Origin of the sequence: Kurthia sp. YJT4, from assembly GCF_030219945.1 — a bacterium.
Classification (GTDB): domain Bacteria; phylum Bacillota; class Bacilli; order Bacillales_A; family Planococcaceae; genus Kurthia; species Kurthia gibsonii.
Map to the genome: position 1 here is coordinate 700,906 of NZ_CP126689.1, position 22,347 is coordinate 723,252.

Annotated in this window: 21 protein-coding genes and 1 other annotated feature; all 21 genes read left to right on the forward strand. The window is 38.1% G+C overall.

Annotated features, from left to right (window positions below; genetic code table 11):
* Nucleotides 1-19: 19 nt before the first annotated feature.
* The 21 genes from ftsZ (at nt 20) to QN089_RS03440 (ending at nt 22,261) form a co-directional block, all read left to right on the forward strand.
* Nucleotides 20-1,168: a cell division protein FtsZ gene (gene ftsZ / locus QN089_RS03340; RefSeq protein WP_068455074.1), complete on the forward strand. Its 1,149-nt coding sequence runs from the start codon at nt 20-22 to the stop codon at nt 1,166-1,168.
* Nucleotides 1,169-1,337: 169 nt separating this feature from the next.
* The gene (locus QN089_RS03345; protein ID WP_068455073.1) at nt 1,338-2,030 is read left to right on the forward strand and encodes a YggS family pyridoxal phosphate-dependent enzyme; all 693 of its coding nucleotides are present in this window, start codon (nt 1,338-1,340) and stop codon (nt 2,028-2,030) included.
* 2 nt (nt 2,031-2,032) lie between these two features.
* Entirely contained in the window at nt 2,033-2,548 is a 516-nt protein-coding gene (locus QN089_RS03350) for a cell division protein SepF (RefSeq protein WP_325921845.1), read from the forward strand.
* Between the two features lie 12 nt (nt 2,549-2,560).
* Nucleotides 2,561-2,821, forward strand: coding sequence for a YggT family protein (locus QN089_RS03355; RefSeq protein ID WP_068455063.1), 261 nt, complete (start codon nt 2,561-2,563; stop codon nt 2,819-2,821).
* Nucleotides 2,822-2,904: 83 nt separating this feature from the next.
* Nucleotides 2,905-3,693, forward strand: a complete 789-nt coding sequence (locus tag QN089_RS03360; RefSeq protein WP_285215955.1) for a YlmH family RNA-binding protein — start codon at nt 2,905-2,907, stop codon at nt 3,691-3,693.
* Between the two features lie 93 nt (nt 3,694-3,786).
* Nucleotides 3,787-4,296, forward strand: a complete 510-nt coding sequence (locus tag QN089_RS03365) for a DivIVA domain-containing protein (protein WP_068455061.1) — start codon at nt 3,787-3,789, stop codon at nt 4,294-4,296.
* 52 nt (nt 4,297-4,348) lie between these two features.
* Nucleotides 4,349-4,577: a binding site (T-box leader), on the forward strand.
* 74 nt (nt 4,578-4,651) lie between these two features.
* Nucleotides 4,652-7,423 (forward strand): isoleucine--tRNA ligase, encoded by a 2,772-nt coding sequence (gene ileS, locus QN089_RS03370; RefSeq protein ID WP_285215956.1) that lies wholly within the window; start codon nt 4,652-4,654, stop codon nt 7,421-7,423.
* A 172-nt stretch (nt 7,424-7,595) separates the two neighbouring features.
* Nucleotides 7,596-8,072 (forward strand): signal peptidase II, encoded by a 477-nt coding sequence (gene lspA / locus QN089_RS03375; protein ID WP_068455058.1) that lies wholly within the window; start codon nt 7,596-7,598, stop codon nt 8,070-8,072.
* Entirely contained in the window at nt 8,072-8,992 is a 921-nt protein-coding gene (locus QN089_RS03380; RefSeq protein ID WP_285215957.1) for an RluA family pseudouridine synthase, read from the forward strand. Before lspA ends, QN089_RS03380 begins: the two co-directional genes overlap by 1 nt.
* A 218-nt stretch (nt 8,993-9,210) precedes the next feature.
* On the forward strand, nt 9,211-9,750 hold the full coding sequence (pyrR, locus tag QN089_RS03385) for a bifunctional pyr operon transcriptional regulator/uracil phosphoribosyltransferase PyrR (protein ID WP_068455056.1): 540 nt from the start codon (nt 9,211-9,213) through the stop codon (nt 9,748-9,750).
* Nucleotides 9,751-9,779: 29 nt separating this feature from the next.
* The gene (locus QN089_RS03390) at nt 9,780-11,138 is read left to right on the forward strand and encodes a uracil-xanthine permease family protein (RefSeq protein WP_285215958.1); all 1,359 of its coding nucleotides are present in this window, start codon (nt 9,780-9,782) and stop codon (nt 11,136-11,138) included.
* Nucleotides 11,139-11,304: 166 nt separating this feature from the next.
* Nucleotides 11,305-12,183, forward strand: a complete 879-nt coding sequence (locus QN089_RS03395) for an aspartate carbamoyltransferase catalytic subunit (protein WP_141272728.1) — start codon at nt 11,305-11,307, stop codon at nt 12,181-12,183.
* A 1-nt stretch (nt 12,184) separates the two neighbouring features.
* Complete coding sequence (locus QN089_RS03400) at nt 12,185-13,462, forward strand: dihydroorotase (RefSeq protein ID WP_285215959.1); 1,278 nt, start codon at nt 12,185-12,187, stop codon at nt 13,460-13,462.
* Nucleotides 13,459-14,562, forward strand: coding sequence for a carbamoyl phosphate synthase small subunit (locus tag QN089_RS03405; RefSeq protein WP_285215960.1), 1,104 nt, complete (start codon nt 13,459-13,461; stop codon nt 14,560-14,562). The genes QN089_RS03400 and QN089_RS03405 overlap by 4 nt, the downstream gene beginning before the upstream one ends.
* Nucleotides 14,555-17,731, forward strand: a complete 3,177-nt coding sequence (carB, locus tag QN089_RS03410; RefSeq protein WP_087682420.1) for a carbamoyl-phosphate synthase large subunit — start codon at nt 14,555-14,557, stop codon at nt 17,729-17,731. The genes QN089_RS03405 and carB overlap by 8 nt, the downstream gene beginning before the upstream one ends.
* Nucleotides 17,732-17,754: 23 nt before the next feature.
* Nucleotides 17,755-18,522: a dihydroorotate dehydrogenase electron transfer subunit gene (locus QN089_RS03415; protein ID WP_422393535.1), complete on the forward strand. Its 768-nt coding sequence runs from the start codon at nt 17,755-17,757 to the stop codon at nt 18,520-18,522.
* On the forward strand, nt 18,519-19,433 hold the full coding sequence (locus tag QN089_RS03420; RefSeq protein ID WP_285215962.1) for a dihydroorotate dehydrogenase: 915 nt from the start codon (nt 18,519-18,521) through the stop codon (nt 19,431-19,433). Before QN089_RS03415 ends, QN089_RS03420 begins: the two co-directional genes overlap by 4 nt.
* Nucleotides 19,433-20,143 (forward strand): orotidine-5'-phosphate decarboxylase, encoded by a 711-nt coding sequence (gene pyrF, locus QN089_RS03425; protein WP_285215963.1) that lies wholly within the window; start codon nt 19,433-19,435, stop codon nt 20,141-20,143. The genes QN089_RS03420 and pyrF overlap by 1 nt, the downstream gene beginning before the upstream one ends.
* Complete coding sequence (gene pyrE / locus QN089_RS03430; RefSeq protein WP_087682424.1) at nt 20,143-20,775, forward strand: orotate phosphoribosyltransferase; 633 nt, start codon at nt 20,143-20,145, stop codon at nt 20,773-20,775. Before pyrF ends, pyrE begins: the two co-directional genes overlap by 1 nt.
* Before the next feature lie 163 nt (nt 20,776-20,938).
* Entirely contained in the window at nt 20,939-21,226 is a 288-nt protein-coding gene (locus tag QN089_RS03435) for a TM2 domain-containing protein (protein ID WP_068455031.1), read from the forward strand.
* 123 nt (nt 21,227-21,349) lie between these two features.
* Nucleotides 21,350-22,261 (forward strand): VOC family protein, encoded by a 912-nt coding sequence (locus tag QN089_RS03440; protein ID WP_285215964.1) that lies wholly within the window; start codon nt 21,350-21,352, stop codon nt 22,259-22,261.
* Nucleotides 22,262-22,347: the final 86 nt, after the last annotated feature.

Sequence of the window (22,347 nt, forward strand, 5' to 3'; positions counted from 1 at the left end):
CAAAAGAGGAGGAAATGGCATGTTAGAATTTGATACAAATGATGATGCACTAGCCGTAATTAAAGTAATTGGTGTTGGCGGTGGTGGTAATAATGCTGTAAATCGTATGATTGAGCATGGTGTTCAAGGTGTAGAATTTATTGCTGTTAATACAGATGCACAAGCATTAAAGCTATCAAGTGCTGAAATAAAATTACAAATCGGTGCTAAATCAACACGTGGATTAGGTGCAGGTGCTAACCCAGAAGTTGGTAAAAAAGCAGCGGAAGAAAGTAAAGAACAATTAGAAGAAGCATTAGCTGGAGCAGATATGGTATTTGTTACTGCTGGAATGGGCGGTGGTACAGGTACTGGTGCGGCACCTGTTATTGCACAAATCGCTCGCGATTTAGGCGCTTTAACAGTAGGTGTTGTTACACGTCCATTTACATTCGAAGGTCGTAAACGCCAATCACAAGCATTAGCTGGTACACAAGCAATGAAAGAAGCGGTAGATACATTAATCGTTATTCCAAATGATCGCTTATTAGAAATTGTTGATAAGAGTACACCAATGCTTGAAGCATTCCGCGAAGCTGATAATGTACTTCGTCAAGGGGTTCAAGGTATTTCGGATTTAATCGCTGTACCAGGTTTAATTAACTTAGACTTTGCAGACGTAAAAACGATTATGTCTAATAAGGGCTCAGCATTAATGGGTATCGGTGTAGCCTCGGGTGAAACACGCGCTGTAGAAGCGGCGAAAAAAGCTATCTCAAGTCCGTTACTTGAAACATCAATTACAGGTGCAAAAGGTGTTCTAATGAATATTACGGGTGGAGCAAGTTTAAGTCTGTTTGAAGTACAGGAAGCGGCAGCAATCGTTGCGTCTGCATCAGACGAAGATGTTAATATTATCTTCGGTTCTGTTATTAATGATGACTTAAAAGATGAGATTGTTGTGACAGTTATTGCAACAGATTTTAACGAAGCAGCTGTTGTGCCAGATCCACGTCAAATGATGCGTCCGGGTCTGAATCAGACTGCGCGCCCACAACAAGTACAACAGTCACCTCAACCAGTACAACAACCGGTTCAAGAAGAGACAGCAACAACTTCAAATAATACGATGTCTGAAGATACGTATGAAATCCCGGCATTCTTAAGAAATCGTAAAAATCGCCGATAAAATAATATAGGTGAGTATCATTTTGAGCCAACAAGTGTTGCACACTAACATTTGTTGGCTTTTATTACAAGCACATAACAGTGTAGACATGTAGGGTGCTATTCATTGAAATCTCTTTATATGCTTGATACAATGAGACTATAAGTAACTTTGAAAAGTTGGGAAGAATATGAAAACAATTACAGAGAATCTAAAAAATATTCAACAACATATAATAGACGCAGCTGAAAAAGCACAGCGTAATACCGAGGATGTTCAAATTATTGCAGTTACAAAACAAGTATCAATTGAACGCGCGCAAGAAGCAATTAGCAATGGTTTGCGACATTTAGGTGAAAACCGCCCTGAAGGATTGATTGCTAAAGAAGAAGTAATTGGTAAACAAGCAATCTGGCATTATATTGGTTCTTTACAAACTAGAAAAGTGCGTAAAGTAATTAATCAAATTGATTATTTACATTCATTAGATCGTCTTAGCTTAGCAGAAGAAATTGAAAAAAGAGCAAATCAAGTAGTAAAGTGTTTCGTACAGGTCAATGTTTCAGAAGAAGAAGCTAAGCATGGTTTAAGTGTAGAAGAAACGATTCCATTTATTAAAGATTTAGCAGCGTATTCTAAAATTCAAATTGTAGGCTTAATGACGATGGCACCAAATACAGAGGACGAAGAAATTATTCGCTACACATTTAAGGGTTTAAAAAAATTACAACAACAAGTCGTAGATTTACAAATCCCGTATGCGCCATGTTCAGAACTTTCGATGGGTATGTCGAATGATTATGCAATTGCAATTGAAGAAGGTGCAACCTTTGTGAGAATTGGTACGGCTTTAGTTGGAAGTGAAGGAAGTGTTTCGGAGTGAAAATGAAAAATGTCGTTAAAAACTTTTTTAGACTAGATGATGAAGAGTTCTATGAAGAAGAGGAAACAACATCGACACAAGTAAAATCAAAACAACAACCAGAAGCACAACCACCTGTTCAAGAAGTATCAAAGAATGCAATGGCGATTCCAAATCGACCACGTCCGAATAAGTCAAAAAAGCCGACAGCAGTACCAACTGTTATTGAAAATGAGCAAGTAGGCTCGATTCATAACGTGGTGAGTTTTACACAAAAAACATCAAAAGTGATTTTATTCGAACCATTTTCTTATACAGAAGTAGAAAATATCGGGGATTGTTTAAAAAATAAACGAGCAGCAGTTGTAAATTTACAGCGTATTGATAAAGTACAAGGAAGTCGTATGATTGATTTTCTAAGTGGTGTCATTTTCGCTTTAAATGGCGATATTAAACAAGTCGGTTCAAATATATTTTTATGCACACCTGATAATGTTGAAGTAGATGGGGCTATTTCAAATTATCATTTTGATGATTAGAGGAGATATTACATGTTAATAAACGTAATTAATATCGCGTTTGAAATTTATTTTTATGTCATTATTGCTTATGTATTGATGTCATGGTTACCGGCATTACAAGGGTCTACTTTTGGTCAAGTGATTGGCAAGATTGTTGAACCTTATTTGGAAATTTTCAGAAAGATTATTCCACCGATTGGTATGATTGATATTTCACCAATTGTTGCAATCATCGCACTGAATTTTATTCAACTTGGTGTAATCAAAGTATTATTTTATCTAATGTATTAAATAGAATGTTGAAGGGTGACCTTTTCACAGTATCGTTCGTAAGTCACTATACTGAGAGAAGGTCACTTTTTTGAGGTGAAAACATGGAAGAAATTTTACAACACTTTCGAGAAGATGAGCAGCCTTTTGTTATTCAAGCGAAAGAATGGATTGCAGATGTGGCACTACGATATACACCAAAACTAACCGCTTTTTTAGATCCACGCCAAATTGCTATTATTACATCTTTAGTAGGTCAAAATGGTGATGTAAAGATTCAAACATCTGGTGGTTTTATAGAAGCAGAAAGACAGCGTGTGCTGCTATACCCAGATTACTTTGAGCCAGAAAAGAATGATTTCGAGTTAGTGGTATATGAATTACGTTACCCCGCAAAATTCTTACAATTAAAACACGGTGATGTTTTAGGTGCGTTAATGGCGACAGGTTTAGATCGTGGTAAGTTTGGGGATATTAGAATAGATGGAGAAAAAATCCAATTTGTTATACAAAAAGCATTTGCATCCTTTATTATGGTTAATTTAGAGTCCATTCATAAAGCGAAGGTTCATTTAATGGAAGTGACAGAAGAAATTCATTATCTTTTGCCACAAGATCAATGGACGGAACAATATGATACGGTATCTTCGTTACGTTTAGATACAGTAATTGCATCTGTTTATAAAATATCACGTCAAAAGGCATCGCAATTGATTCAAGCTGGAAAAGTAAAAGTGAACCATCAGCAACAAGAGCAAGGAACGATGGAGTTAGAAGAACAAGATTTAATCTCAATTCGAGGGTTTGGTCGCTCTATGATTCGTTCAATCGAAGGACGTACAAAAAAAGATAAAATTCGTATTGTATTTGGGAAATTAGAAAGAAAAAGATAAAAATTATAAAAAAATGATAATAGTAGATGAAGTTATACCTAATGAGGGGTATAATAAACCTATCTATATTGACAGAAAAAAGGGGAGAAAAATATGCCAATATCACCAATCGATATACATAATAAGGAATTCAACCGCGCGTTTCGTGGATATAATGAAGATGAGGTTAATGAGTTTTTAGAACAAGTCATGGAAGATTTGAAAGTCATTTTAGACGAAAAAAAGGAATTGGAAAACCGTCTGGTATCGATGAATGAGCAAATTGGTCATTATAACTCTTTAGAAGATACACTTCAAAAGTCAATTATTGTGGCACAAGAAGCGGCTGAAGAAGTGCGTCGTAATTCACAAAAAGAAGCGAAGTTAATTGTGAAAGAAGCAGAGAAAAATGCCGATCGTATTGTGAACGAAGCACTTTCAAAAGCGCGTCGTATTGCGATGGAAATTGAAGAACTGAAAAAACAATCAAAAGTATTCCGCAATCGCTTTAAAATGATTGTAGAAGCACAATTGGACTTAATCGAGAATGATGATTGGGATCATTTAATGGAATATGAAGCAGATACATCAGAGCTAGAACATTTAAATTTACCACAAGAATAGTTGAGTACTACTTGACGAATGCGAAACGTTTTTTTATAATCGCATTATATGTATAAAAGTATTGATAGAGACAGTATTTTATGAGAGCAGTAAAGCGATTCGAGGATAGTGTAAGCTCGGACAACGTAATCATAAGAGAAAATCACTCTTGAACTAGATTGCTGAACAGATTTAGTAAGCAATCTCGGGCGCACACCGTTACTGTGTTCTAAGAGGCAAATTAAGTAGAATTAGTTTGCAACTAGGGTGGTACCGCGAGAATACTCCTCCTCGTCCCTTTGGGATGGGGAGTTTTTTTATTTCCTGGGAAATTTCCTAGGAAAAATATGAGATGAATTAGAGGAGGAACTTCAATATGGATTATAAAAATACACTATTGATGCCAAAAACTGATTTCCCGATGCGTGGAAATTTACCAAACAACGAACCAAAAATCCAAGATAAATGGAACGAGATGGATATTAATAAACTTGTTCTTGAACGTACAAAAGATCGTACACCATTTATCTTACATGATGGACCTCCGTATGCGAACGGCGATTTACACATGGGTCACGCTTTAAACAAAGTATTAAAAGATATGATTAACCGTCACCGCTCAATGACAGGTTATTTTGTACCGTACGTTCCTGGTTGGGATACGCATGGTTTACCAATTGAACAAGCATTAACTAAAAAAGGACATGACCGCAAAAAAATGTCGGTAGCAGAATTCCGTGAGTTATGTATGCAATATGCATATGAACAAGTAAATAACCAACGTGAACAATTCCGTCGTATTGGTGTTCGTGGTGATTGGGAAAATCCATATATCACATTAAACCCTGAGTTTGAAGCTCGTCAAATTGGTGTATTTGGTCGTATGGCTGAAAAAGGTTATATCTATAAAGGATTAAAACCTGTTTACTGGTCACCTTCAAGTGAGTCAGCATTAGCAGAAGCTGAAATCGAATATGCTAATGTAACATCACCATCAATTTATGTAGCATTTGCTGTAGAAGATGGAAAAGGCGTTGTGAACCAAGATGAAAAGTTCATCATCTGGACAACAACACCATGGACAATCCCAGCAAACTTAGGTATTTCTGTAAATCCTGAATTCACATATGTTGTAGTGAAAGCAAACAATCAAAAATATATCGTAGCAAAAGATTTATTAGAGGACGTTGCACAAAAACTAGGTTTTGAAAATGTGGAGATTGATCGTGAAATCTCAGGTGCAGATTTAGAAAACGTAACAGCGAAACATCCTTTATTTGACCGCACATCATTAGTAATGTTAGGTGACCACGTAACAGCAGAAGCTGGTACAGGTTGTGTTCATACAGCGACAGGTCATGGTGAAGATGACTATCAAGTTGGTAAACGTTATGGACTTGAAACATTATCAATCGTTGATAACAAAGGTATGATGACAGAAGATGCAGGCGAATTTGCTGGCTTATTCTATGAAAAAGCAAATGGACCAATCTGTGATAAGTTAGAAGAAGTAGGTGCTTTATTAAGCAAAACATTCTTCGAGCACTCGTACCCACATGACTGGCGTACAAAAAAACCAGTTATTTTCCGTGCAACACCACAATGGTTTGCATCAATTGAAAGCTTCCGCGGCGAATTATTACAGGCGATTCGTGATACAAACTTCACACCTGTATGGGGTGAAACACGCCTGTACAATATGATTCGTGATCGTGGTGACTGGTGTATTTCTCGTCAGCGTACATGGGGTGTTCCAATTCCTGTATTCTATGCTGAGAACGGTGAAGAAATCATCACAAAAGAAACAATTGAACACGTACAAAACTTATTCCGTGAACACGGTTCAAATATTTGGTTCCAAAAAACAGCAAAAGAATTATTACCAGAAGGCTTCACACATCCTGGTTCACCAAATGGTGAGTTTACAAAAGAAAATGACATCATGGATGTATGGTTTGACTCAGGTTCAACACACCAAGGTGTATTAGATGAGCGTCCAGAATTACGCTACCCAGCTGATTTATATTTAGAGGGTTCTGACCAATATCGTGGTTGGTTCAACTCATCATTAATCACATCTGTTGCAATCAATGGTCACGCACCTTATAAAGGTTTATTATCACATGGTTTCGTACTAGATGGTGATGGTCGTAAGATGTCTAAATCACTTGGTAACATCATCGCACCATCTAAAGTAATGAACCAATACGGTGCAGATATCCTACGTCTATGGGTTGCTTCTGTTGACTATACAGCAGACGTTCGTATCTCGATGGATATGTTAAAACAAGTTTCAGAAGTATATCGTAAAGTACGTAATACGCTTAAATTCTTACATGGTAACTTACACGACTTCAATCGTGAAACAGACTATGTAGCATATGAAGATTTACGTGAAGTAGATCAATACATGTACATGAAGTTACAACAGTTCATCAAAACAGTACGTGAAGCATATGATGCATATGAATTTGCAACAGTGTATAAAGCGATGAACAACTTCATCTCATCTGATTTAAGTTCATTCTACTTAGATCTTGCGAAAGATGTTGTCTATATTGAAGGTTACGATCAACCAGCTCGTCGTGCGATGCAATCTGTTATTGCAGATACATTAGATGCATTACTAAAGCTATTATCACCAATCATTCCACACACAGCGGATGAAATGTGGTCATATTTAGAAGATACAGATGTACCTTCTGTTCAATTAACAGACATGCCAGATGCAGTTGCAAAAGACAACTTCGAAACATTAGATGAAAAATGGTCACGTATTATGGAAATTCGTAGTGTTGTGTTAAAAGCACTTGAACAAGCGCGTAACCATAAAGTTATCGGTAAATCACTTGAAGCGAAAGTAACTGTGTATTGTGATGAGCAAACAACAGCATTGCTACAAGACCCTACAATTAACTTTGCACAATTAAGCATCGTTTCTCAATTTGTAGTAGGTGGCTTAACAAGCGAAGCACCTGATAGCGCTGTAGAGCAAGATGGTATTGCGGTAACAGTAGAAAAAGCTGAAGGTGAAAAATGTGAGCGTTGCTGGACAATTTCAGAAACAGTTGGCTCTAATGAACAACACCCTACACTTTGCGCACATTGTGCAGAAGTAGTAGAAGCTTATTACGTAGAAGCTGAATAATAAGAATTTAAACATCTTCCTATAATCGTTCATTCGGTTTGGGAAGATGTTTTTCTTTGTGTGCAATTCGTGAAAGAAGTAGAACATGAATAAAAAAATCTTTCGGTTATTTCTCAAAAAGTGAATGGGTATGGTAAAATGAGTAACATATTGTATAGACGGAGGAAACAAGGTGTTTAAATATTATCTTATTGCATTATTTGTTATTGTGTTAGACCAAGTAACGAAGTGGTTTGTAGTAGACAATATGGAACTTGGACAAGAAGTGTCGGTATTTGACCCATATTTATCTATTTATTCGCATCGAAATCGCGGCGCTGCGTGGGGAATTCTACAAGATCAATTCTGGTTATTCGCCATCATTACAGTAGTCGTGGTCGTAGGGATTATCTATTTTTACCATAAAGAAGCAAAAAGAAAACCGTTATTACAGGCGAGTTTAATGATGCTTTTAGGTGGTGCAATTGGTAACTTTATCGACCGAGTATTTCGTGGAGAAGTTGTCGATTTTGTCAGTGTATTAATCCCAGGAATCAATTATCAATTCCCGATTTTTAATATTGCAGATGCAGCGTTAACGCTCGGCGTTATTATGTTAATTATATATATTCTTTTCGAAGATCGAAAAGTAAAGAAAAAGGTGAAGTAATGTCAGAAACATTTTTAATTACAGCAGAACAAAAAGGTCAACGTCTTGATAAAGTCTTAGGAGCTTTACAAGAAGAATGGTCGCGTGGTCAAATTCAAACATTTATTGATGAAGGTCATTTATTAGTAAATGGAGAAAAAGTAAAAAAAACATATAAACTAAAAGAGAACGATGAAATTGTCGTGAATCCTCCAGAGCCAGAGCCACTTGAAATTTTAGCAGAAGATTTAAACTTAGAAATCGTTTATGAAGATGCAGATGTATTAGTTGTGAATAAGCCAAAAGGTATGGTTGTTCATCCAGCGCCTGGTCATACAACCGGTACATTAGTGAATGGTTTAATGCATCAAGTAACAGATTTATCAGGTATTAATGGTGTGATGCGTCCAGGAATTGTTCACCGTATTGATAAAGATACATCAGGTTTATTAATGGTTGCTAAAAATGGTTTAGCACATGAGTCGCTTGTACAACAACTAGTCGATAAGTCTGTAACACGTCGTTATATTGCATTAGTTCATGGTCATATTCCACATGATAAAGGTACAATTGATGCACCAATCGGACGTGACAAAAAAGACCGTCAAAAAATGGGCATTGTAGATGAAGGAAAGCACGCTGTAACACATTTCCAAGTGATTGGTCGCTTTGGTGTAGACTATACATTAGTACAATGCCGTCTTGAAACAGGTCGTACACACCAAATTCGTGTGCATATGAACTACATCGGCTATCCATTAGTAGGCGATCCGAAATATGGACCGAAAAAGACAATGGATATCGGTGGTCAGGCATTACACGCAGGTGTACTTGGTTTTGTTCATCCACGTACGAATGAATATTTAGAGTTTGAAGCGCCAATGCCACAAGAGTTTGACGCATTATTGAACGAACTAAAATCTTCATACGATAAAAAATAAAAAAGCAATTGACACTTTAAGTCATAGAGCATATACTGATAACAGTGAAAAACTAATATTCACCTTTAAAGACAGTCCAGAGAGGCTGAAAAGGATGCGAAGAATGTGGGATTACTGTATGCGTACAGTGTATTTGACATATCTATAAGTATACCTATAACCTCTCGGGCATAACGCTCGGGAGTTTTTTTATGCCACGAAATAGGGAGGTAATAACCGTGACAAAAAAAGCAGAAATTCTTGATCAAGCAGGTATGAATCGTGCTTTAACACGAATTGCACACGAAATCATCGAACGCAATGAGGGTATTGATGAAGTGATTTTAGTTGGAATCAAAACACGCGGTGCATACTTAGCGAAACGTTTAGCACAAAAAATCAATACGATTGAGAAAAAAGAAATTCGTTCAGGAGAATTAGACATCTCACTTTATCGTGATGACTTATCGACAAAGACGAATAACGGAGAAGCACTCGTACAACAAGTAGATATTACAGATGATGTAACGAATCAAAAAGTTGTACTCGTAGATGATGTATTGTACACAGGACGTACGGTACGTGCAGCAATGGACGCTGTAATGGATGTCGGTAGACCTTCACAAATTCAACTAGCCGTTCTAGTTGACAGAGGACATCGTGAACTACCAATTCGTGCAGACTTCGTAGGGAAAAACATTCCAACAGCAAGTCATGAACGTATTGTTGTAAGCATGGTGGAAGTAGACGACACAGACCAAGTAGCCATTTACGAATAAGCAAGATAGAATGTGAGGACATTATAGATATGACAAATGCAGTATTAGATATTAACGACAAGCCGAAAACGAGCCAGCTTTTAACACTTAGTTTACAACATATGTTTGCGATGTTTGGTTCAACAATCCTTGTTCCAACATTAACAGGTTTATCACCAGCAATCGCACTTTTAACAAGTGGCGTTGCGACATTATTCTTCTTATTAATTACACGCTTTCAAGTTCCAGCATACTTAGGATCATCATTTGCATTTATCGCACCAATGATTGTTGCAACAAAGTCATTTGGCGGACCAGGTGGAGCTATGCTAGGCGCCATGCTAGTCGGTGTGACATACGGTATAGTTGCACTAGTTATTTGGAAAACAGGTTATAAATGGTTAATGCGTTTATTACCGCCAATCGTTGTAGCACCTGTTATTATGGTTATCGGTTTAGGTTTAGCAGCAACCGCTGTAGATATGTCAATGAATGAAACATTACAAAACGGTACAAAAGTGTATCATGCATCGTATTTCATCATTGCGCTGATTACATTAGCAGCAGCCATCTTAGTGAACAACTTCATTAAAGGTGTAGTAAGTACAATGCCAATCTTACTTGGCTTAATTGCAGGTTATGTAGCAGCATTAATTTCAGACAAAATTGCAGGTACAAACTTTATCAACTTTTCAAAAGTAGTTGATGCGCCATGGGTTGCAGCACCAAACTTCTTAATTCCTGGTGTAGACTATGCGATTCACTTCACACCAACGATCATTCTTGCGATGGTGCCGATTGTTATCGTAACGATTTCAGAACATATTGGTCACCAATTAGTATTAGGTAAAATTGTAAAACGTAACTATATTAAAAATCCTGGTCTAAATCGTTCATTACTAGGTGATGGGCTAGGTACATTCCTTTCAGCATTAGTCGGAGGACCTCCTAAAACAACATATGGCGAAAACATTGGTGTATTAGTATTAACACGTGTATTCAGCGTATGGGTCATCGGCGGTGCGGCAGTATTCGCTATGTTACTATCATTCTCAGGTAAGTTAATGGCACTTGTAAGCACAATCCCAACACCAGTACTTGGTGGTGTATCAATCCTATTATTCGGTATTATCGCTTCATCTGGTCTACGTATGTTAGTCGAAAACAAAATCGACTTTGATCATAAACGTAACTTAGTAATCGCTTCTGTAATCTTAATTTTAGGAATCGGTGGCGGTAAGATTTTATGGCAAAATGCATTTGGTATTGAAGGTTACAACTTTGCAATCGAAGGTATGGCTTTAGCAGCAATCGTCGGTGTGATTTTAAATGTCATCTTACCAGGTAAAGCACAGCCAGATATTGAGTTACAAGCAGAAGAAGAACGTGAAAAACAACTTGAAAAATAAATAATAAATAACCTTTTAAAGATTGCCCAGAGAGGCAAAGAAGGGTGCTGTGATTTGTACGGAAGTAGTCTATACACTACCTCTCTACCTTGTCATACCCATCTTAAGCCTCCCTAACCAAATTTAGGGAGGCTTTTCTTATGAAAAATGAGGAGGATCTGCAGAAATGAAAAACTTACTGTCAATGGATGAAGTATCAACAGAAGAAATTATGACGATTTTAAACAGAGCGGCTGAATTCGAGGCGGGCGCACAACCACAACTAGAGAAAGAATACTTTGTTGCAAACCTCTTTTTTGAGCCAAGTACACGTACGAAAACATCATTTGAAGTGGCAGAGCGTCGTGTAGGAGCGACAGTCATTCCATTTGATACAGGCTTTTCAAGTGTATTAAAGGGAGAAACTTTATACGACACAGTAAAAACAATTCAGCAGAGCGGAATTGACGCAGTTGTTATTCGACATAAACAAGATGCGTATTATGAAGAGTTACTAGAAGGGTTAGACGTAGCGATTGTCAATGCAGGAGACGGAGCAGGACAACATCCATCACAATCACTACTTGATTTATATACGATTTATAAAGAGTTTGGACGATTTGAAGGCGTACAAGTAACGATTGCAGGTGATATTTCACATAGTCGTGTAGCGAAGTCAGATGCGATTGCACTTGAAAAGTTGGGCGCAGATGTGCACTTTGTATGCCCACCAGAATGGCAAGGTGAGTTTAACGCACAACATGAGTGGGATCAACAAATCGAAACGAGCGACGTGATTATGTTACTGCGCGTACAACATGAACGTGATGCAGCATATGAAGGGTTCACAACAGAGAGTTATCATGCACAATACGGTTTAACGGTTGAACGTGAAAAGCAAATGAAGGATGGTGCAATCATCATGCACCCTGCACCAATTAATCGCGGTGTAGAAATCGATTCATCATTAGTAGAATGTGAGCGCTCAAGAATCTTCGCACAAATGAAAAATGGTTTATACATTCGTATGGCGATCATGGAGCAAATTTTAAAGGGGAGAGATTAACATGACAAAACTATTAAAAAATGTACAAATGTTAAACGAGCAAGGCGAATTACAGCAAGTGGATATCTTAATGGAAGATGGAAAAGTAGCAGACATCCAATCGACGATTACGGTAGAAGGTGCAGAAGTAATTGATGGTAAAGGACTTGTCGTATCTCCAGGGTTTGTCGATGTACATACACATCTACGCGAACCAGGTTATGAGCATAAAGAAACAATCGCAACGGGTTCTGCATCGGCAGCAAAGGGTGGTTTCACAACAATTTGCGCGATGCCAAATACAAACCCAGTACCTGATTCAGTAGAGCATTTAGACATGATTAATCAATTAATCGAAGAACGCGCAGTGATTCGCGTGCTACCATACGGTTCATTAACAGTGGCACAGTCAGGTGATGAGCGTACCGATCTAGCAGCATTAAAAGCACATGGTGCAGTCGCATTTTCAGATGACGGCGTTGGCGTACAAGAAGCAGCAACAATGTATGAACAAATGAAAGATGCAGCTGCAATCGGTATGACAGTTGTCGCACATTGTGAAGATAACTCATTAATCTATGACGGTGTTATGCATGAAGGAACACGTAATAAAGAATTAGGTTTACCAGGTATTCCTTCAATCTGTGAATCTGTACAAATTGCACGCGACGTACTTCTTGCGGAAGCAGCAGGCGCTCACTATCACGTATGTCACGTATCAACAAAAGAATCAGTACGTGCTGTACGCGATGCAAAAGCAGCAGGCATTCATGTAACAGCAGAAGTTTGTCCACATCACTTACTATTAGAAGAGATGGATATTCCATCAGATGATGCAAACTGGAAGATGAACCCTCCTTTACGTGCAATTGAAGATAAGGATTCATTACATGCAGCATTACTTGACGGTACAATCGATTGTATCGCAACAGACCACGCGCCACATACAGTAGAAGAAAAATGCTGTGGTATGGTTGGTGCACCATTCGGTATCGTTGGTTTTGAAACGGCCTTCCCATTACTGTACACACACTTTGTAAAAACAGGTAAGTGGACACTACAACAATTAATTGAGTGGATGGCAACAAAACCAGCAGAAATCTTCAAATTGCCATACGGTAAAATTGAAGTTGGCGCTTCAGCAGATTTAGTCTTAATTGACTTAGAAAAAGAGCAACAAATTCATGCAGAAGGCTTTGTATCAATGGGTCGCAACACACCGTTCAACGGCTGGACAGCACAAGGTTGGCCAGTGATGACAATTTATAACGGACAAATCGTTTGGGAGGATGCACAATGACAACGAGAAAATTAATTTTAGAAAATGGCGAAGTATTTGAAGGAACAGCATTTGGTAGCGATAATGGATCAGACGGTGAAGTAGTATTCACAACAGGGATGACAGGTTACCAAGAAACAATGACAGACCCATCATTCTGCGGTCAAATTGTAACCATGACATACCCACTAATCGGGAACTACGGCATGAACCGTGATGACTTTGAAACAATTGCTCCAGCAATTAAAGGTTTCGTTGTACAAGAACTAGCAAAAACACCATCAAATTTCCGTTCAGAGCGTACAGTTGATGAATTTTGTAAACAAAAAAATATCCCTGGAATTGAAGGGATTGATACGCGTAAATTAACACGTATGATTCGTACAGAAGGTTCTGTAAAGGGCTATATTACAGCTGTTGGCGAAGAAGTAAATGTAGAAGAAGTAGTAACACGCCTACAAAATACAACATTCCCAACAAACCAAGTTGAGCAAGTATCGACAAAATCAGCTTATCCATCACCAGGTCGCGGTAAAAAAGTAGTCTTAATGGACTTCGGTATGAAACATGGTATCTTACGCGAATTAAACAAACGTGATTGTGACGTAGTCGTTGTACCTTACAATACAACAGCAGAAGAAATTCTATCATATAATCCAGACGGTATTATGTTATCGAATGGACCTGGGGATCCAAAAGATGTACCAGAAGCAGTTGAAACAATCAAAGCACTAATCGGACAATTGCCAATCTTCGGTATTTGCTTAGGTCACCAATTATTCGCTCTAGCAAGTGGCGCAGACTCATTCAAACTAAAATTCGGTCACCGCGGTGCAAACCATCCAGTTAAAGACTTAAAAACAGGTCGTACAGAATTAACGTCTCAAAATCATGGTTACGCAGTTGACCCAGATTCATTAGAAGGAACAGATTTAGAAATTACACATGTTGCACTAAATGACGGTACAGTTGAAGGAATACGCCATAAAGTACATCCTGTATTCACAGTGCAATATCACCCAGAAGCATCACCGGGACCAGAAGATTCAAATCACTTATTTGACGAATTTATCGAATTAATGAATACACACGCTGGGAAGGAGCAATCACAACATGCCTAAACGCCAAGACATTCAATCCATTTTAGTAATCGGTTCAGGTCCAATTGTTATTGGACAAGCCGCAGAATTTGACTACGCAGGTACACAAGCTTGTTTATCTCTTAAAGAAGAAGGTTACCGCGTTATTCTAATCAACTCAAATCCAGCAACAATTATGACAGATACAGAAATTGCTGATAAAGTTTACATCGAGCCAATCAGCTTAGAGTTCGTATCACGTATTCTTCGTAAAGAACGTCCAGATGCAATTCTACCAACATTAGGTGGTCAAACAGGTCTGAATATGGCAATTGAGCTACATAATTCAGGAATTCTTGATGAACTAAATATCGAAATCTTAGGAACAAAATTAGATGCGATTCACCAAGCAGAAGACCGTGATTTATTCCGTAACTTAATGTATGAACTAGATGTACCAACACCAGAATCAGAAATCATTCACACAGTGGAAGAAGCACAAGCTTTCGTAGACCAAGTTGGTTACCCTGTAATCGTTCGTCCAGCATTTACACTTGGTGGAACAGGCGGCGGTATTTGTGAAAACGAACAAGAACTTCACGAAATCGTTGCTTCTGGTTTAAAATACTCACCTGTAACACAATGTCTACTTGAAAAGTCAATTGCAGGTTATAAAGAGATTGAGTATGAAGTAATGCGTGATTCAAAAGATAATGCAATCGTTGTATGTAACATGGAGAACGTTGACCCTGTAGGGATTCACACAGGTGACTCAATCGTAGTTGCACCGTCTCAAACATTATCAGACCGCGAATACCAAATGTTACGTAATGTATCATTAAAAATCATTCGTGCATTAGGAATTGAAGGTGGATGTAACGTACAGTTAGCACTTGATCCACACAGCTTCAACTACTACATTATCGAAGTAAACCCACGTGTATCACGTTCATCAGCACTTGCTTCAAAAGCAACGGGTTACCCAATTGCTAAATTAGCAGCGAAAATTGCAGTAGGTTTAACATTAGATGAGATGATTAACCCAGTAACAGGTAAAACATACGCTTGTTTCGAACCAGCACTTGACTACATTGTAGCGAAAATTCCACGCTGGCCATTCGATAAGTTCGAAGGTGCAAAACGTAATCTTGGAACACAGATGAAAGCAACAGGTGAGGTTATGGCGATTGGTCGTAACTTTGAAGAAGCGATGTTAAAAGCAGTTCGTTCACTTGAAACAGGACACAAGCATCTTGAAATGAAACATGCAGAAGAATTAACAGATGAGTGGATTCAAAAACGTATTACAAAAGCAGGCGATGAGCGCTTATTCTTCTTAGGAGAAGCATTACGCCGCGGTGTTACAATCGAGCAAATCCATGAATGGTCACAAATTGATTTATTCTTCTTAAATAAATTTAAAAACATTGTAGATTATGAAGAAGTACTTCGTAACAATGTAAAAGACGTCGAAACATTACGTCATGCGAAGAAAATTGGTTTTGCAGATGAAACAATCGCAAAATTATGGGGCATGAAAGAAGAAGAAGTATATGACTTCCGTAAAGAACATGGCATTATCCCAGTTTATAAAATGGTTGATACATGTGCAGCAGAATTCGAATCAGAAACACCATACTTCTACGGAACATATGGCGATGAAAACGAATCAATCAAAACAGATCGTGAATCTGTAATCGTACTTGGTTCAGGTCCAATTCGTATCGGACAAGGTGTAGAATTTGACTATGCAACAGTACACTCTGTATGGGCGATTCAAGAAGCAGGATATGAGGCAATCATCATCAACTCAAACCCTGAAACTGTATCTACAGACTTCTCAATCTCAGATAAACTATACTTTGAACCATTAACAATTGAAGATGTTATGCACATCGTTGATTTAGAACAACCAAAAGGCGTTGTTGTTCAATTCGGTGGTCAAACAGCAATCAACTTAGCAGATAAACTAGAAGCACGCGGCGTTAAAATCTTAGGTACATCATTAGATGATATCGACCGTGCAGAATCACGTGACCGTTTTGAAGCAGCATTACACGAAATTGGTATTCCACAACCACTTGGTAAAACAGCTACAAACACACCAGACGCTGTAGCAATTGCTGAGGAAATCGGTTACCCTGTACTTGTTCGTCCTTCATATGTATTAGGCGGTCGTGCGATGGAGATTGTTTATAACACGCCAGAACTTGAGCACTACATGGCGACAGCAGTAGAAGCTTCACCAGAACATCCAGTATTAATCGACCGTTACTTAACAGGTAAAGAGATTGAAGTCGATGCAATCTGTGACGGCGAAAATGTATGTATCCCTGGTATCATGGAACACATTGAGCGCGCAGGTGTTCACTCAGGTGACTCAATCGCTGTGTATCCAACACAAGATTTATCACAAAAACATATCGACACATTAGTAGACTACACAACACGTTTAGCAAAAGGTTTAAACATTAAAGGATTAATGAACATCCAATATGTTATCTCAGATGACGTTGTTTACGTAATCGAAGTCAACCCACGTGCTTCACGTACAGTGCCATTCTTAAGTAAGATCACAAACATTCCAATGGCAAATGTTGCGACAAAAGCAATCTTAGGTCAATCGATTGTAGACCAAGGATACCCAGTAGGATTAGCACCTATTAAAGACGGCGTATTTGTAAAAGTTCCAGTATTCAGCTTTGCAAAACTTCGTCGTGTTGATACAACATTAGGACCTGAAATGAAATCAACGGGTGAAGTTATGGGTAAAGACTCAACACTTGAAAAAGCATTATACAAAGGTTTCGTTGCAGCAGGTATGAAGATTGAAGATCATGGTTCAGTATTAATGACTGTATCAGATAAAGATAAAGAAGAAGCAACAGAATTAGCAAAACGTTTTGTTAATATCGGTTATAGCATTTTAGCAACACCAGGTACTGCGGCAGCACTTGAAGAAGCAGGTGTACAAGTACAAGTAGTTGATAAAATCGGCTCAAACGGCCCAACATTATTAGATGTGATTCAAAAAGGTAATGCACAGCTTGTTATCAACACATTAACAAAAGGGAAGCAACCAGCACGTGACGGATTCCGAATTCGTCGTGAATCAGTAGAAAACGGTGTAGCTTGCTTAACTTCACTTGATACAGCAGAAGCAATCTTACGAGTAATTGAATCAATGACATTCACAGCAGAACAAATGTAAAAAAAGCGGAGGTGCACGAAACCATGATCCAACAAGAACGTATGAAAGTAGTTCGTCAAAAGCAGATAGCAGATGATATTTTTGAGCTGACTTTAATTGGTCAACTCACACTTGAAATGAAAGAGCCTGGACAATTTGTTCATATCCGTGTAGAAGACCACTACGAGCCTTCTTTAAGAAGACCTATCAGTATCGCGGAAATTGATCACGATGCAATGCAGTTTAAAATGATTTACCGTGCAGGCGGAAAAGGAACGAAAATATTGTCTACGAAAAAAGCCGGAGATGAAGTGGATGTTCTTGGACCGTTAGGAAATGGTTTTCCAATCGAAGAAGCTGCACCTGGTGAAACAGCTCTATTAGTAGGTGGGGGTATTGGTGTACCTCCTCTCTATGAGCTATCAAAGAGATTAAATGAACGTGGCGTTAAAACCATCCATGTACTTGGTTTCCAATCAGCAGCGAATGTATTCTATGAACAACAGTTCCAAGCGCTAGGCGATACATATATCGTGACAGCTGACGGTACACAAGGCACAAAAGGTTTTGTAACGGATTTATTAGCAGAGGTAAAACCAGAGTTTGATGTATTTTATAGCTGTGGACCATTACCGATGTTAAGTGCTTTAGAAAAATTCTATCCAGAGAAAAAAGGTTTCCTATCATTTGAAGAACGTATGGGCTGTGGTATCGGTGCTTGCTACGCTTGTATTTGCGACACAACAGACGGTGATTACAAAAAAGTATGTTCAGATGGACCTGTATTCCCGAAAGGAGTTGTCGCACTGTGAGCAATCGTTTAAATATCGAATTACCAGGGTTGTCGCTTAAAAACCCAATTATGCCAGCTTCAGGTTGCTTCGGCTTCGGTCAAGAGTATGCGCAGTTATACGATCTATCAAAGCTAGGTGCCATTATGATTAAGGCAACAACACTTGAAACACGTCGTGGGAATCCAACACCACGTGTAGCTGAAACTTCAGCAGGTATGTTGAATGCTATCGGTCTACAAAACCCAGGTTTAGAACATGTGTTAGAACATGAGTTACCATGGTTAGAAAAATATGATGTGCCAATTATTGCAAATGTAGCTGGTACAGAAACAGAAGATTATGTAGAGGTGGCAAAGCGCATTTCTAAAGCGCCAAACGTACATGCACTTGAATTGAACATCTCTTGTCCAAACGTTAAATGTGGCGGGATTCAATTCGGTACAGATCCTCAAACAGCAAAAGAATTAACAGCGGCAGTCAAAGCAGTGTCAAGTGTACCTGTCTATGTGAAATTATCACCAAATGTAACGAGTGTTGTAGATATTGCGAAAGCAGTAGAAGCAGGCGGTGCAGATGGTATTACGATGATTAATACATTAGTAGGTATGCGTCTACACGAAAAAACAGGGAAACCTGTTATTGCAAATGGTACAGGTGGTTTATCAGGACCAGCAGTCAAACCAGTAGCGATTCGTATGGTATATGAAGTAAGCCAAGCAGTAAATATTCCGATTATCGGTATGGGCGGCGTTGCCGATGCACAAGATGTCATTGACTTCTTATCAGCAGGTGCAAGCGCAGTCGCAGTAGGGACAGCAAACTTTGTTGATCATTTTGTTTGTCCAAACATCATTGAGCAATTACCAGCTAAGCTAGACGAGCTAGGTTATGCACACATTTCAGAAGTAATCGGAAGGAGTCACCGTTAATGAATACAAATCCAATTATCGCACTTGATTTATCAAGTAAAGTGGAAGTAATCGAATTTCTAGAACAATTTAATGAAAAACTTTTTGTCAAAGTAGGCATGGAGTTATATTATCAAGAAGGTCCAGCTATTATCCAAACAATTAAAGAGATGGGACATGACATCTTTCTTGATTTAAAACTACATGATATTCCAAATACAGTGAAATCAGCAATGAAAGGTCTAGCAAAGCTAGGTGTAAATCTTGTAAATGTTCATGCAGCAGGCGGTTCACAGATGATGCAAGCTGCAATGGAAGGTCTGATTGAAGGCACACCGGTTGGTCAAGAACGTCCAGCGCTTATTGCAGTAACACAGTTAACTTCTACAACAGAAGAACAAATGCAAAAAGAACAAAATATTTTAACAAGCTTAGATGCGTCGGTGATTAACTATGCCGTATTAGCAAAAGAAGCAGGATTAGATGGCGTTGTATGTTCTGTATTAGAAGCAAAAGGAATCGAAGACGCTTGTGGCAAAACATTCTTTAAAGTAACACCAGGAATTCGTTTAGCGGGCGGCGAATCACACGATCAAAAACGTGTAGCAACACCAGATTTCGCAAAATCAGAAGGTTCTACACAAATCGTTGTAGGTCGTGCAATTACAAAGGCTGAAAATCCAGTCGAAGCATATCATACAGTACAGCAACTATGGGGAGGCAACGCATAATGGCGATTCAACACGAAGTAGCAAAAGGCATGTTAGAGGCAGGAGCAGTAGAATTACGTCCACATGATTTATTCACATGGGCATCAGGTATTAAATCACCAATTTACTGTGATACACGTCTAACAATTTCATATCCAACAGTGCGTAAAACAATCGCACAAGGATTAGCAGCATTAATTCAAGAGAAATTCCCAACATGTGAAGTAGTGGCAGGTACAGCAACAGCAGGTATTCCACACGCTGCATGGGTGGCGGATATTTTGGAACAACCAATGGTATATGTTCGTTCAAAACCAAAAGGTCATGGTCGCGGAAAGCAAACAGAAGGTAAGTTTCAAGAAGGTGCAAAAGTTGTTGTAATCGAAGACATCGTATCAACAGGCGGTTCTTCAATTAATGCAGTTGAAGCATTAAATCGTGAAGGTGCAGAAGTACTAGGTGTTGTATCAGTGTACTCTTATTTATTACCAGCAGCGATTGAGAACTTCGAAAAAGCAGGCGTACCATACTATAGCTTATCTGATTTTGAAGCACTTGTAGAAGCAGCAGAAGAAACAGGTGCAATTCAAAAAGAAGATATCCCGGGCTTACTTACTTGGTATAAAGATTTAAAAGCAGGTAACTTAAAATAATTGAATAGTAGAGGGGGAGTGCTTATAAAGTACTTCACCCTTTTTTCGAAAAAGAACGTGACAAAATTCGTAATTCTTGTGAACGACGAGTAGAATCCATATCTTTTTTTATAAAAAAGGATTAAGATGAAAGGGACTATGTATGTTCAAAGGAGGTTACATAATGACAGATACAGCTCCGGCTTTAAAAAGTAAAAAAGTTGCTTGGGTTTTATGGTTATTTTTAGGTTTATTTTTCGGTGCGCATCGCATTTATTTAAATCGTATGGGTAGTGGTTTAGCAATTATGTCACTTGGCTTCTTTACATTTATTTTGTCATTCTTAGCAGTTGGTTTATACGTATTCATAATTCTAGGAATTGTTTGGATTATCGAAGGTATTCGTTTAAATAAATTAGTTGATCTTGAGAATGCATTTATTTTAAATGGTGGCTATGATCAAGAGGATTAGTCAAAAATCATTTTTCTTTTGCGTATAAGACGTAATGGAAAAATGATTTTTTATTTGACAAAATAAAGAGATTCGATAGAAGATAAAGTCAACGAATAAAGTCGGCTTAAAGGGTGAGGTAGTATGGAAACATTCAAACTAGATGAACAGACAATCATTGAACGTGTTGTATTAAAAGTAAAAGACTTAACGCGTCAAATTGCATTTTATGAACGAGTAGTAGGATTAAAATGTATTAAGCGCACACAAGAAGAAGCGTTTTTAGGAATTGACAATCATATTTTAATCGAGATGCGAAAAGTAGCTGAAAAAGAACAACCATCAAAAGGAACAGGACTCTTTCACTTTGCTTTACTCTTACCGAGTAGAGAAGCTTTCGCCACTAAATTCTTTCATATACTACAAAATAAAGAACCGATTGATAGTCCCGAGGAACAAGTGAAAGTTTTGCCGCATTTTGACAAAATAATACCAATCTCACGTTTAGATAGTGCCAGTGATCATGGTTATAATGAATCGTTTTATATCCATGATTTAGAAGGGAATGGAATTGAAATTTATGCAGATCGTCCGCAAATACAGTGGGGCAATCATGAAAGAGGCGTGAATCACCCTTTAAATTTTAAAGAGCTTGCACCATTAGCAGATTTTACAACAGATGGTGGATTACCTTTAGGCACAGTAATTGGGCATGTCCACTTGCGATTAGATCGTATGGAAGAATGTGTTGATTTTTACACAGATATTTTAGGTTTTGAGTTGAAGGAATTAGAGGAACATGTCTTTTTCGTATCATCAAGTGATTACCATCATCAATTAGCAGGGAATATTTGGTCGGGTTCAGATATTACACACCCAGTAGCTATGCACACAGGACTTCATCATATTGTGTTGGCATTACCAACAGAAGATGCACTTCAAAAGGCAAGAGACCATATAAAACAATTTATTTTAATGCAAGAAGCAACAAATGGATTTTTTGTAAAAGATCCAAGTGGGAATGTTATTTTGTTAAAAGTGAAAGAAATTATGTAGTAGATTTACTTTTTATATTCATAACTAAAGGACTAGAATTTCCATAAGCATAGAATAAAGGTGATTTCAATACTTTTTTATGGGAC

Coding starts and splice junctions, on each gene's coding strand:
- ftsZ (WP_068455074.1), top strand. CDS start 20: ATGTTAGAATTTGATACAAATGATGATGCACTAGCCGTAATTAAAGTA.
- QN089_RS03345 (WP_068455073.1), top strand. CDS start 1,338: ATGAAAACAATTACAGAGAATCTAAAAAATATTCAACAACATATAATA.
- QN089_RS03350 (WP_325921845.1), top strand. CDS start 2,033: ATGAAAAATGTCGTTAAAAACTTTTTTAGACTAGATGATGAAGAGTTC.
- QN089_RS03355 (WP_068455063.1), top strand. CDS start 2,561: ATGTTAATAAACGTAATTAATATCGCGTTTGAAATTTATTTTTATGTC.
- QN089_RS03360 (WP_285215955.1), top strand. CDS start 2,905: ATGGAAGAAATTTTACAACACTTTCGAGAAGATGAGCAGCCTTTTGTT.
- QN089_RS03365 (WP_068455061.1), top strand. CDS start 3,787: ATGCCAATATCACCAATCGATATACATAATAAGGAATTCAACCGCGCG.
- ileS (WP_285215956.1), top strand. CDS start 4,652: ATGGATTATAAAAATACACTATTGATGCCAAAAACTGATTTCCCGATG.
- QN089_RS03380 (WP_285215957.1), top strand. CDS start 8,072: ATGTCAGAAACATTTTTAATTACAGCAGAACAAAAAGGTCAACGTCTT.
- QN089_RS03390 (WP_285215958.1), top strand. CDS start 9,780: ATGACAAATGCAGTATTAGATATTAACGACAAGCCGAAAACGAGCCAG.
- QN089_RS03395 (WP_141272728.1), top strand. CDS start 11,305: ATGAAAAACTTACTGTCAATGGATGAAGTATCAACAGAAGAAATTATG.
- QN089_RS03400 (WP_285215959.1), top strand. CDS start 12,185: ATGACAAAACTATTAAAAAATGTACAAATGTTAAACGAGCAAGGCGAA.
- QN089_RS03405 (WP_285215960.1), top strand. CDS start 13,459: ATGACAACGAGAAAATTAATTTTAGAAAATGGCGAAGTATTTGAAGGA.
- carB (WP_087682420.1), top strand. CDS start 14,555: ATGCCTAAACGCCAAGACATTCAATCCATTTTAGTAATCGGTTCAGGT.
- QN089_RS03415 (WP_422393535.1), top strand. CDS start 17,755: ATGATCCAACAAGAACGTATGAAAGTAGTTCGTCAAAAGCAGATAGCA.
- pyrF (WP_285215963.1), top strand. CDS start 19,433: ATGAATACAAATCCAATTATCGCACTTGATTTATCAAGTAAAGTGGAA.
- pyrE (WP_087682424.1), top strand. CDS start 20,143: ATGGCGATTCAACACGAAGTAGCAAAAGGCATGTTAGAGGCAGGAGCA.
- QN089_RS03435 (WP_068455031.1), top strand. CDS start 20,939: ATGACAGATACAGCTCCGGCTTTAAAAAGTAAAAAAGTTGCTTGGGTT.
- QN089_RS03440 (WP_285215964.1), top strand. CDS start 21,350: ATGGAAACATTCAAACTAGATGAACAGACAATCATTGAACGTGTTGTA.